Source organism: Pseudomonas sp. R76, from assembly GCF_009834565.1.
GTDB lineage: Bacteria > Pseudomonadota > Gammaproteobacteria > Pseudomonadales > Pseudomonadaceae > Aquipseudomonas.
Genome location: NZ_CP019428.1, coordinates 4774689 through 4786510, shown reverse-complemented (window position 1 = coordinate 4786510; position 11822 = coordinate 4774689). Strand labels below are relative to the sequence as shown.

Annotated in this window: 10 protein-coding genes and 1 pseudogene; 7 read left to right on the top strand and 4 right to left on the bottom strand. The window is 61.9% G+C overall.

Going from position 1 to position 11822, the window contains the following annotated elements; genetic code table 11:
* Positions 1-99 precede the first annotated feature (99 nt).
* Positions 100-735 carry a lytic polysaccharide monooxygenase auxiliary activity family 9 protein gene (locus tag PspR76_RS21505; RefSeq protein ID WP_159958552.1) on the top strand — a complete coding sequence of 212 codons (636 nt, stop codon included), beginning with the start codon at positions 100-102 and terminating at the stop codon, positions 733-735.
* 40 nt (positions 736-775) lie between these two features.
* A pseudogene (locus tag PspR76_RS21500) lies at positions 776-1774 on the top strand (chitinase); the annotation flags it as partial.
* A 200-nt stretch (positions 1775-1974) separates the two neighbouring features.
* Here the strand turns inward: PspR76_RS21500 and dsbG are convergent.
* From dsbG to dsbD, 3 genes are read right to left on the bottom strand one after another with little or no spacing between them, the layout of a single operon-like run.
* Entirely contained in the window at positions 1975-2736 is a 762-nt protein-coding gene (gene dsbG, locus PspR76_RS21495) for a thiol:disulfide interchange protein DsbG (protein ID WP_159958548.1), read from the bottom strand.
* Entirely contained in the window at positions 2712-3557 is an 846-nt protein-coding gene (locus tag PspR76_RS21490; protein WP_159958546.1) for a TlpA disulfide reductase family protein, read from the bottom strand. Before PspR76_RS21490 ends, dsbG begins: the two co-directional genes overlap by 25 nt.
* Positions 3557-5284 (bottom strand): protein-disulfide reductase DsbD, encoded by a 1728-nt coding sequence (gene dsbD / locus PspR76_RS21485; protein ID WP_159958544.1) that lies wholly within the window; start codon positions 5282-5284, stop codon positions 3557-3559. The genes PspR76_RS21490 and dsbD overlap by 1 nt, the downstream gene beginning before the upstream one ends.
* Positions 5285-5461: 177 nt before the next feature.
* Between dsbD and PspR76_RS21480 the strand changes: the two genes are divergently transcribed.
* The 5 genes from PspR76_RS21480 (at position 5462) to PspR76_RS21460 (ending at position 10347) form a co-directional block, all read left to right on the top strand.
* Positions 5462-6157 (top strand): response regulator, encoded by a 696-nt coding sequence (locus tag PspR76_RS21480; RefSeq protein WP_159958542.1) that lies wholly within the window; start codon positions 5462-5464, stop codon positions 6155-6157.
* Positions 6157-7479: an ATP-binding protein gene (locus PspR76_RS21475; protein WP_159958540.1), complete on the top strand. Its 1323-nt coding sequence runs from the start codon at positions 6157-6159 to the stop codon at positions 7477-7479. Before PspR76_RS21480 ends, PspR76_RS21475 begins: the two co-directional genes overlap by 1 nt.
* A 122-nt stretch (positions 7480-7601) precedes the next feature.
* A complete protein-coding gene (locus PspR76_RS21470) occupies positions 7602-8369 on the top strand; it encodes an N-acetylmuramoyl-L-alanine amidase (RefSeq protein ID WP_159958538.1) in 768 nt (255 codons plus the stop codon).
* A 257-nt stretch (positions 8370-8626) separates the two neighbouring features.
* Positions 8627-10039 (top strand): aspartate aminotransferase family protein, encoded by a 1413-nt coding sequence (locus tag PspR76_RS21465; RefSeq protein WP_159958536.1) that lies wholly within the window; start codon positions 8627-8629, stop codon positions 10037-10039.
* Between the two features lie 83 nt (positions 10040-10122).
* Positions 10123-10347, top strand: a complete 225-nt coding sequence (locus PspR76_RS21460) for an MbtH family protein (protein WP_028617283.1) — start codon at positions 10123-10125, stop codon at positions 10345-10347.
* Between the two features lie 115 nt (positions 10348-10462).
* Here the strand turns inward: PspR76_RS21460 and PspR76_RS21455 are convergent, their stop codons facing one another.
* Positions 10463-11809, bottom strand: a complete 1347-nt coding sequence (locus PspR76_RS21455; RefSeq protein WP_159958534.1) for an amidohydrolase — start codon at positions 11807-11809, stop codon at positions 10463-10465.
* Between the last annotated feature and the right edge of the window lie 13 nt (positions 11810-11822).

Here is an 11822-nt window from a genome sequence, read left to right as displayed (position 1 = left end):
GTGAAAAACGGGCCTGTGGAAAAAAAAAGCAACTCCGTTAGTTTGAGGTTCTCTCCTTCAGGAAAGGAGAGTTCTTAATCAATCTAAATGGAGTTAGAAATGAATAAACCACAAACCCAGACACCTCTTCGCCATGGTCGTGTCACGTCCCCTTCCAGCCGTGGCGCAGTCGCCGTGGATCTCGGCCTGCTGGGTACCTGGCAGGTCAATGAAATGGAAGGCGGCAAGAACTTTCCGGCACTGGTTGCCGGCCCGTTCCCGGCGCCTTATCAAACCGACAGTGACAGCGTCACCCCACCAGCCGACGGCTTCATCCTCAGCGGCGGCAAGACCGATGCCCGTGACTGCATCAACTTCACAGACGAGGAAATGGCCAGCAAGCTCAACCGCGCCTTCACCTGGCCGCTGCTCAATGTCGACCCGGGTCAGACCTTCAAGGTCACCTGGGAATACACCGCGGCGCACACCACCCGTGGCTATCGCTGGCTGATCACCAAGGATGGCTGGGATCCGAAACAGCGCATCACCCGTGCACAACTGGAAACCCAGCCGTTCGCCGAAGACTTCTATACCCAGGTGCCGTACTACAGCCATGCAGGCGAACTGAAGGCCAAGGTCAATCATGAAGTGAAACTGCCGGCCAACAAAAAGGGCCGGCACGTGATCGTATTGATGTGGATCGTCGCCAACACCGGCAACGCCTTCTATCAAGCCTTCGACGTGGACTTCAAATAAGCCCGCGCCGTTCAACCCATACGTTCTGAAGGATTAGAACATGACAAAGATTGACTTCACCTCACTGAAATCGCCGCTGAACGATGTCGCCTCGCTGATGCCGAGCATCGCCGGCAAAAAGATCCTCATGGGCTTCTGGCACAACTGGCCTGCCGGCGCGAGCGACGGCTACCAGCGTGGCCAATTCGCCAATATGAACCTGGTGGACGTGCCGAGTGATTACAACGTGGTGGCCGTGGCCTTTATGAAAGGTAACGGTATCCCAACGTTCAAGCCGTACAACCTTTCCGACGCCGAGTTCCGCCGCCAGGTGGGCGTGCTGAACAGCCAGGGCAGGGCGGTGTTGATTTCCCTTGGCGGCGCCGATGCGCACATCGAGTTGCATAAAGGCAACGAACAGCCACTGGCCAACGAGATTATCCGCCTGGTGGAAACCTATGGCTTTGATGGCCTGGACATCGATCTTGAGCAGAGCGCGATTGATTTCGCCGACAACAAGACTGTCCTGCCCGCCGCGTTGAAACTGGTCAAGGACCATTACGCCGGTGAAGGCAAACACTTCATTATCAGCATGGCGCCGGAGTTTCCTTACCTGACCGCCGACGGCAAATACGTCGGTTACATCCAGGCGCTGGAAGGCTATTACGACTTCATCGCCCCGCAGTATTACAACCAGGGGGGCGACGGAATCTGGGTGCAGGAGGTCAACAACGGCAACGGTGCCTGGATTGCCCAGAACAACGACGCGATGAAAGAGGATTTCCTGTTTTACCTGACCGAAAGTCTGGTGAGCGGAACGCGAGGGTTTACCAAAATCCCGGCGGACAAGTTCGTCATTGGTCTGCCGGCCAACGTCGACGCAGCCGCCACCGGTTATGTGATCAACCCCGCAGCCGTGACCAATGCATTCACGCGTTTGCACGACAAAGGGTTGTCGATCAAGGGCCTGATGACATGGTCGGTGAATTGGGACAACGGGATCAGCAAAGATCGCGTGCCCTACAACTGGGAATTCAGCCGCCGTTATGGGCCGTTGATCGCAGGCACTCATCGCTCTGGCCTCAGTGAGGATGAGGCGGATCTCGATATCGCCAATCGGCTGTAGCGTAAAGAGACATCTGGCAGACGTGCCTGATCTCAAACAGCTATGTTTATGATCTGATCGTTGGTGTTATGAAATAAAATCCGATGCCTGTTTGGGCATCGGATTTTCTGCGTCAAGCGCAAATCTGCATCCGATTACTTCGGCCCCAGAATCTTCGCCAGCTTATCCGGCGACGGCGCGCCTTGTTGTTGCTGCAAGCCGCCCTTGTCATCCAGGTAGAAAATTGCCGGCGTCGCCGACAGTTCAAGCTCTTCCATCAACTTCATATTGGCATCGAGCTTGGCTTCGATATCCGCCGGGATCTTGTCCAGCGCCTGCAACTTGCTGCCTTTGCCGGCGGCTTCGTGTTCTTCCAGGGCTTTCTGCGGGTCTTTGGCGGCAAACAGGGCGGCGGATTTGCCGGGGCTGTCTTCGCGGATGATGCCGACCATGATGTGGCGCAACTGCACCTTGCCGGCTTTTACCCACGGGCGTGCCTGTTCCCAGAACATGTTGCAGTAAGGGCAGTTGGGGTCGCTGAACAGGTAAACGGTGCGTGGGGCGTTTTTATCGCCATCCTGAATCCAGTTGCTGTGTTCCATCTTGGCCCAGACTTCCTTGGCCATCGGCGCGTACACCAGTTTTTCCAGGGGCGCGCTGCTCAGGTCTTTGCCCTCGGCGTCGTACAGGTTGCCGGCAATCACGCTTTTGCCGTCGGCGGTCAGGTACAGGGCCATGCCGCGGTTCTGGTATTGCGCGGCGTAGCCGGTGAGACCGCTGGGCGCGTCGAACTTGCCGAGGATCTTGGCGCCTTTGGCTTCGATCTGTTTGATCGGCGCCGGCCAGTCTTCGGCCTGGGCCAGAGTGGCCGCGAGCGTCAGCGGCAGCAGGGTCAGCAGGTGGCGGAGGCTTGGCATGTCGGTTTCCTTGTCGTGGCGGTGTCGAAGGGTTCCATGGCGCGGGCCAGGCTGGCTTGGGACAGCTCACCGAGGTGGCTGTTGATCAGGCGCCCATCGGCTTGGTAGAACAGAGTGGTCGGCAAGGCCATGGAGCCCACGGCCTGGCCGAGGCGGCCGCTGGCGTCAAACAGCACATTGTCGAGGGTCAGGCCTTGGGTTGCGAGGAAGGTGCTGACGCTTTGCATGCTTTCGGCCTGGTTGACGAACAGGAAGGTCACGTCGGGGCGCTGGTGCTGCGCGCGCTCCAGCACCGGCATTTCGCGCCGGCACGGTGGGCACCAGGTGGCCCAGAGGTTGATCACCAGTGGCCCACCTTTGTAGTCGGCCAGTTGCACCACGTCGCCATTGGCGTTGCGCAAGGTGATATCCGGCAGTTGCGCGCCTTTGTCGTAGAGGCTCAAGGACAAGCTGGTCAGCCCCCAGAACACCAGGCCGGTCATTACCCCGGCGCTCAGTGGTTTGCGCAATGCCGGGCGGCGCCAGCCGTACAACAGGGCGCCGAGCACCAGCGCGATCACGCCCGGCCAGGCGAGGAAACCGCCGTCGCGCAGGTCGACCATCTGCAGCGGGTCGTGGCTGTAATCGCCCCAGTACATCAACACAAAGCTGACGCGCGCCACCAGCATGCCCAACAGGAACAGGCTGAACAGCACCGACTCGGGGTTTTCGCCGCCGCGTTTGGCCACGCGCCAGCCCACCACAGTGGCGAGAATCAGCGCGCTGATCAGCAGGATGTGATTCAGGGCAATGGCGAAGGTGCCGATGGTCAGGGTCAGCATCAGCGTGCGTCTCGGGTTTGCGTCCAGCGTTGCAGGAATTCGGCGGCATCCACTTCGCCGGTGATGCGTTGGGCGCGGCGCTCTTCGCCGTCCGGGCCGATCCACACAAAGCTCGGTGGCCCTGGTACCTTGTAGCGGCCGAGCAGTTCACGGCTGGCGGCGTTGTCGGCAGTGACATCCAGGCGCAGCAGGCGCACGTCTTTGAGGGCGTCCATGACTTCGGGTTTGCCGAACACTTGTTTTTCCATGATCTTGCACGACACGCACCAGTCGGCGTAGTAATCCACCAGCACCCATTGGCCCTGGGCCTTGGCGCTGTCGAGTTGGCTTTGCAGCACGGCCGGGTCGTTGATGGTCATGAAGGCGTCGTGGGCGCTGGGGGCTGCGCCAACGCGCTCGCCGCTGTAGACCTTCAAGGGCTGCCACACATCATCGCTGCCCCCGGCCGCACCCACCACCAGCACCGCGCCCCACAGGCCCAGCACCAGGGAGCCGGCGCCAAAGACCTTGGCGGCCAGCCCGTATTCGCGGGCCAAGCCCCAGCCGCAATAGGCCATCACCAGCGCCAATGCACCCCAAAGGCCAATCCACAGGCTTTCACCCACTACCGGGCGAATCATCAGCACCGCGGTGCCGAGGAACAGGAAGCCGAAGACGCCCTTGAGCACATTCATCCAGGTGCCCGGTTTAGGCAGGAAGCGGTTGCCCACCGTCACCAGCAGCAACAGCGGGATACCGATGCCGATGCCCATCGCAAACAGGATCAAGCCGCCGTGCAGCGCATTGCCGCTTTGGGCGATATACAGCAGCGCGCCGGCCAGCGGCGCGGTCATGCACGGCCCCACCAGCAAACCGGACAGTGCACCGAGAATGCCGGCGCCCACCAGGCTGCCGCCGCTTTGCTGACGGCTGACGTTGTCCAGGCGGTCGCGCAGGAAGGCCGGCAATTGCAATTCGAAGAAGCCGAACATCGGCAGCGCGAGTAGCACAAACAGCGCGGCGAAGCTGCCGAGAATCCACGGCGTTTGCAGCAGTGCAGCGAGGTTGCCGCCGAGCAACGCGGCCAACACGCCGAGCGCCGCATACACCAGGGCCATGCACACCACGTAGCTGCTGGCCAGGGCGAAACCACGCCGCGGGCTGGCGCCACTGCCCACCACCAGGCCGGCGAGGATCGGCAGCATCGGCAGCGAGCACGGCGCGAATGCCAGCAGCAGGCCCAGGCCAAAGAACACCAGCAGGCTCCAGCCCAGGCTGCGTTGCTGCAGGCCGCTGGCCAGGCTTTGGTCCTGGGCTTGGGTGGTGGCGGCAACGGCGGGGTTGCCACCCAGGTCCACAGTGATCGACTGCGGCGGGTAGCACAGGCCTGCATCGGCACAGCCCTGCCAGCCCAGCTTGACCTGGCCGGTCGCACCGGCCGGAATCTTCACTTCCAGGCCTTGGCGATACACTTGCTGCTCGCCGAAGAACTCATCGCTATGAGCTTCGCCCTGCGGCAATACAGGTTTTTCGGCCAGGCCGTCGAACTTCATGCGCTGCTGGTAGAGGTAATAGCCGTCGGCAATCTGCCAATACAGCTGGGTCTCGCCGCTTTCAAGACGCTCGGAGGTAAAGGTGAAAGCCTTGCCCACCGGCAGGAAGTCAGGTTTGGTTTCGAATGGATTGCCCGGCGCTGCCTGGGCCAACCCCGCGAAAAACACCAGCAGAAAGGTAAACAAATACCGCATGGACGAGCCTTAGTTCGTTGCAAGTTAGGCACACAATGTGTGGTGCTGATTAACCGATGATTAACCGGTGGCTATTCTAAAGTGAAGGGAAGCGCAGGGCGCGCGTCTTTTCGCGGCATAATCGGCGCTTAATCCTCGGCACCTTTAATTCTCCCCATCTTTCATGAAGGGTTAACCATGCACGTACTGGTCTGTGAAGACGACGAACTGATCGCCAGCGGCATCGTGGCCGGCCTCGGCGCCCAGGGCTTTACCGTCGAGCGCGTGGCCACCGCAGCCGCTGCGCGGGCGATGCTCAAGGCGGCTACGTTCGACATCATGGTGCTCGACCTCGGTTTGCCCGACGAAGACGGCCTCAAGCTGCTGCAGCAACAACGCAGCCAAGGCCTGGAAATTCCGGTTCTGATCCTCACCGCGCGTGATTCGGTGACCAACCGCGTCGATGGCCTGCAAGCCGGCGCCGACGACTACCTGCTCAAACCCTTCGACCTGCGCGAACTCGCCGCCCGCCTGCAAACCCTGCTGCGGCGCGTGGCGGGGCGCCGGGTCAACCTGATCGAACACGGCCGGCTGGCCTATGACCCGAGCAGTCGCGAAACCTTCCTGGCGGGCGAGCCGGTGGACCTTTCCCGTCGCGAACAAGCCTTGTTGCAAGCGCTGTTGCACAACAAGGGCCGGGTGCTGTCCAGCGAGCAGCTCAAGGACAGCGTCTACGGTTTTAACGACGAACTGGAAAGCAACGCCCTCAACGTGCATATCCATCACCTGCGGCGCAAATTGGGCAATGGCATCGTCGAGACCGTGCGCGGCCTTGGTTATCGCCTGGGCACGGCGGACGGCGGCGCGGTGGATGAGGGAGACAACGCGTCGTGATGAGCCTGCGCCTGCGCCTGACGTTCAAGCTGGGCGCCGCTTTTGTGCTGATCTGGCTGCTGGCGGCGGCCTGGATGCTCAACGATCTGCGCAACCAGATGATGTTCTCGCTCGACCAGCGCCTGGTGGCGTCGGCACGCATGGTGGCCGGGCTGACCGAGCAGATGCCGGGCCTGGCCAGCGTGGCCGGCGGCACGACGCATTTGCGCACCGAGCAACTCAACGTACCGGGCGGCATGGCCTGCCAGGTCAGCTCTCTGCGCGGCGAAATCCTCGCGCGCAGCCACATGACCCCGGACGAGGGCCTGGAGTCGCGCAAAAGCGGCTTTCGTGACCAGATTATCGACGGTGTGGGCTGGCGCAGCTTCACCCTGTCGCGCGGTGATTTGCTGATCACCACGGCCGACCGTCAGGTGGAGCGCGAGGCGCTGAACCTGTCGATCCTGCTGGCGGCGTCGGTGCCGGTGGGCGTGGCCTTGCTGGGTTGCCTGGGCCTGCTGTGGCTGGGCATCGGCCAAAGCCTGTTGCCGCTCAACCGCATGCGTGACGCGTTGATGCGCCGCAGTGCCGATTCCCTCGAACCCCTGCAGATTCACCCGTTGCCCAGCGAACTTAAACCGCTGCTCGACACCCAGAACCAACTGTTGCAACGCATCGCCAAGACCATCGAACGTGAGCGCCGTCTCACCGGTGACGCGGCCCATGAGTTGCGCAGCCCGCTGACGGCGATCAAGACCCACCTGCAAGTGGCGCGCATGACCGACGGCGCGGCCCGCGACCAATCCCTGGCCCACGCCGAAGAGGGCGCCGACCGCCTGCACCGGACCCTGGAGCAATTGCTGTTGCTGGCGCGGGTGGAGGGCAGCCTGTCGTTTGATGACGGCCTGCAATCCAGCGCCGAACAGGTTGCGCGCCTGGCGATCCAGGATGCCAATGCCGGTGACAATCGGCGTATCGATTTGATCCTGTCGGCCAACCTGACTGAAACCCCGGTGGAAATGCCGGTGGCCCTGGCGGTGGCAGCCTTGCGCAACCTGTTGGATAACGCCCTGCGTCACACGCCGAGTGATACCCGCGTGGAGCTGAATGTATTCACTACTGCCGATACGGTGGTGTTCCGCGTGCGTGATCATGGCAAGCAAATCTCCAGTGAGGACCTGCAATACCTGACCCAACGCTTCTGGCGCAATGGCAGCAGCGAGGGCTGCGGGCTGGGTTTGGCGATTGTGCAGGCTATCGTGCAACGCTGCTCCTGCTCGTTGAAATTCGACAGCCAGCCGGATGGCCTGCGGGTAGACCTGGGCATGCCGCTGCGACACTGATCTCTCTTTTCATGTGCCAAATAGTTACCGCCTTTTTGAAGTTCAGCGCTTCAGGATGGCGGTAATTTTTTTGCGCTTGAACGGGCTGAATGACTCGGCCTGTACTGAAAAGGACGGTTCTTATGTTGGTTATCGATAGCAGTTTCCCGGCCAGGGATTTCAATCAACGCAACGGCGAGCCCGTGGGGCAAGTGATCCTGCACTACACCGCAGCGCCCTTTGCCTCATCGTTGCGTACGCTGACGCAAGACGGTGTCAGCGCTCACTATCTGCTGCCCGATCCTGATGACCCCGGCTACCGCGCCATGGGCTATGACGAATTGCGCGCGTTTCGTCTGGTGGACGAGGATAAGCGCGCCTGGCATGCCGGGGTGAGCCATTGGGTTGGGCGGGATAATCTTAATAGCCGATCCATTGGCATCGAGATGGTCAATTTGGCCCGCGATGATGGCGGGGTGTTTACCTTTCCTGCGTACGCTGAGGAGCAAATAGATGTGTTGGTGGCCTTGGTTCGCGACCTGCTTGGGCGCTACCCACAGCTAGGCCCGACGGACATTCTCGGGCATTCGGATGTGGCGTACTGGCGCAAGAGTGATCCGGGGCCGCGGTTGCCTTGGCGGTGTTTGTTCGAGGCCGGGATCGGGGCCTGGTTTGATGAGTCGACGCGGGCGATGTATCAGCGCCGGTTTTGCCTTGGGTTGCCGCCGGAGGTCGAGGTGGAGCGGGCCTTTCAGCGCTATGGGTATAAGCCGGCGCAGAATCGCCAGGCGTTTGCGCTGCGCACGCGGGCGTTTCAGATGCATTTTCGCAGCCGCGATTATTCCGGGGTTCTGGATGGGGAGACGTGTGCGATTTTGTATGCGTTGAATGAGCGGTATCGCGGGATGTGAAGGCTGCTGATCGTTCCCACGCTCTGCGTGGGAATGCCACCACGGACGCTCGGCGTCCCGCTGTCAGTGAAATTCTGGTGACGCGGAGCGTCACGGGATGCATTCCCACGCGGAGCGTGGGAACGATCAACTGTCAGTGATCAAAAACCACAACAAGCCTAAATCCCCCAACCGCTGGTGCGTCTCCAGAACATGAAATCCGCACATGCGCGGATCGGCAGTTTGGTCACCCCACCCGCGTATTGAGGGATCGAGAGATGTCAGTCGCTACCAGCCGTATCGAAGACGCCCCGGTGCACGCCAGCCCGGCACCCGTGGAAACGCTCTACCAGTTCGAAGAAACCCCGTTGCTGGCCCGCCAGCGCCAGCAGGAATCCAACGCTCGCAGTTACCCTCGGCGCATTCCCCTGGCGCTCAAACGCGCCAAGGGTATCTACGTGGAGGACGTGGAGGGCCGCAGTTTCATCGACTGCCTGGCCGGCGCCGGCACGTTGGCGCTGGGCCACAACCACCCGGTGGTGATCGAAGCCATTCAACAAGTGCTCAGCGACGAACTGCCGCTGCACACCCTCGACCTGACCACCCCGGTCAAAGACCAGTTCGTACAAGACCTGTTCGGCCTGTTGCCCGCTGAGCTGGCGCGGGAAGCGAAAATCCAGTTCTGCGGCCCTACCGGCACAGACGCCGTCGAAGCCGCGTTGAAGCTGGTGCGCACCGCCACCGGTCGCAGCACGGTGTTGTCCTTCCAGGGCGGTTATCACGGCATGAGCCAAGGCGCGCTGAGCCTGATGGGCAGCCTGGGGCCGAAAAAACCTTTGGGCGCCTTGCTCGGTAACGGCGTGCAATTCCTGCCGTATCCCTACGATTACCGTTGCCCCTTCGGCCTGGGCGGCGCGGAAGGTGTGCGGGTCAACCTGCATTACCTGGAAAACCTGCTCAATGACCCCGAAGCCGGGGTGTTGTTGCCGGCGGCGGTGATTGTCGAGGTGGTGCAGGGCGAGGGCGGTGTGATCCCCGCCGATCTCGACTGGCTGCGCGGCCTGCGGCGCATCACCGAGCAGGCGGGCGTGGCGTTGATCGTCGATGAAATCCAGAGTGGTTTCGGTCGCACCGGCAAAATGTTTGCTTTCGAACACGCCGGCATCATTCCGGATGTGGTGGTGATGTCCAAGGCCATCGGCGGCAGCTTGCCGTTGGCGGTGGTGGTGTATCGCGACTGGCTCGACACGTGGTTGCCGGGCGCGCATGCCGGGACGTTCCGGGGCAACCAGATGGCGATGGCGGCGGGTTCGGCGGTAATGCGCTACCTCAAGGAGCACGACCTGGCCGGCCACGCGGCGGCCATGGGCGAGCGTCTCGGTGAGCACCTGCGCATCCTGCAGCGCGACTTCCCGCAACTGGGGGATATTCGTGGGCGCGGGCTGATGCTCGGCGTGGAACTGGTGGACCCGAACGGCGCGCCCGATAGCCAGGGCCACCCACCGGTGCATCGCCAACTGGCGCCGCTGGTGCAGCGCGAATGCCTCAAGCGCGGCCTGATCCTGGAGCTGGGCGGGCGGCATGGCAGCGTCGTGCGCTTCTTGCCTCCGCTGGTCATCACCGCCGCCCAAATCGACCAGGTGGCCGAGATCTTCGGACGCGCCTTGGCGGCAGCGGTCGTCAGCCTCTAATTTTTCGCACGCTTGGTACGTTTCTACAGATATCAGCGCTGCGCGTGGTGCGCAGCCAGCCCTATAAGCGATGGAGAACAGCAATGACCTCAGTATTTGACCGCGACGACATCCTGTTTCAGGTAGTGGTCAACCACGAAGAACAGTATTCCATCTGGCCTGACTACAAGGCCGTGCCGGAAGGCTGGCGCACCGTGGGCAAGAGCGGCATGAAGAAAGAGTGCCTGGCTTACATCGAGGAAGTCTGGACGGATATGCGCCCATTGAGCCTGCGCCAGAAGATGGATGGCGCTGCGCTGGCCGGCTGAAGCACTGCAAACCCAATGTGGGAGCGGGCTTGCCCGCGATGAGGGCGTATCAGTCTAACTATTCGGCGACTGATACACCGCTATCGCGGGCAAGCCCGCTCCCACATAAAAAGCCCTACTGCGGTGGGTTGGTGTACAGGTAATCCGTCGCCAACGACGCCAACGTTCTGACCCCCACCACCAACGCCGACTCATCCACGAAGAACCCCGGATTATGGTTCGGCGCCGCCTTGCTCATGTCCTGATCCCTCGGCGTCACCCCCAGGAACACAAACAGCCCCGGCGCTTCCTTGGCATAGAACGAGAAGTCCTCGGCACCGCCCACCAGCGGGCCTTGCACCACATCATCCTTGGCCGCCCAGCGCAGGCTCGGCAGCATTTTCTCGGTGAGTGCCGGGTTGTTGATGGTCGGGTCGTACTTCTCGATGATCGTGACTTCAGCCTTGGCGCCGCCACTTTCCGCGATTTTCTCCACGGTCTGGCGCACGTCCGCGTGCAGCTTCTGGCGAATGCCGTAGTCGTAGGAGCGAATGGTGCCGCTCATGTCCACCGACTCGGGGATGATGTTGTAGCGAGTGCCGCCATTGATGGTGCCGATGCTCACCACCGACGGAAATGACGAGATGTCGGTGCGACGGCTGACCACGGTTTGCAGGCCGACAATGGTCTGCGCGCCGACGGTGATCGGGTCGATGCCGTCCCAGGGGCGCCCGGCGTGGGTCTGCTTGCCGAGGATTTTGATGCGCAGGTCATCGGAGCTGGCCAGGGTCGGCCCCGGGCGATAGGCGATCTGCCCGGCGGGTACACCGGCCCACACATGCAGGCCGAATACGGCGTCTGGCTTGGGCGCTTTCATCACGCCTTCCTGCACCATCATCTTCGCGCCCCAGGTGTTTTTGCCGTCGGGGATAAAGTCGCTCGGGCCTTCTTCGGCCGGCTGGAAATAAAACACCACGGTGCCCGGCAGGCGGTCGCGCATGCCGGTGAGGATTTTTGCCGTGCTCAGCAGGATCGCGGTGTGGGCGTCGTGGCCGCAGGCGTGCATCACGTCGACTTCCTTGCCCAAGTAAGTGCCTTTGGCCTTGGAGGCGAACGGCAGGTCGGCGACTTCCTTGACCGGCAGTGCATCCATGTCCGCGCGAAGGGCCACGGTCGGGCCGGGCAGGGCGCCCTTCAAGATCGCGACGACGCCGGCGCGCGCCACGCCGGTTTTTACCTCAAGGCCCAACTCGCGCAATTGCTTGGCAACCAGTTCGGCGGTGCGGGTTTCGGTATTGCCCAGTTCAGGATGGGCATGGATATCGCGGCGGGTTTCCAGTAACGCCGGTTCAAGGCTTTTTGCCTGGGCGGCGATTTCCTCCCGGGCGCTCTCCTGGCCGCTGCTGGCGGCAATCACTGCGCTGCTGGCGAGCCCGCAGAGCATGCCGAAAACCCATGGGTGTGTCAGACCGTTCAAACGCATAAGTACCTCTCCC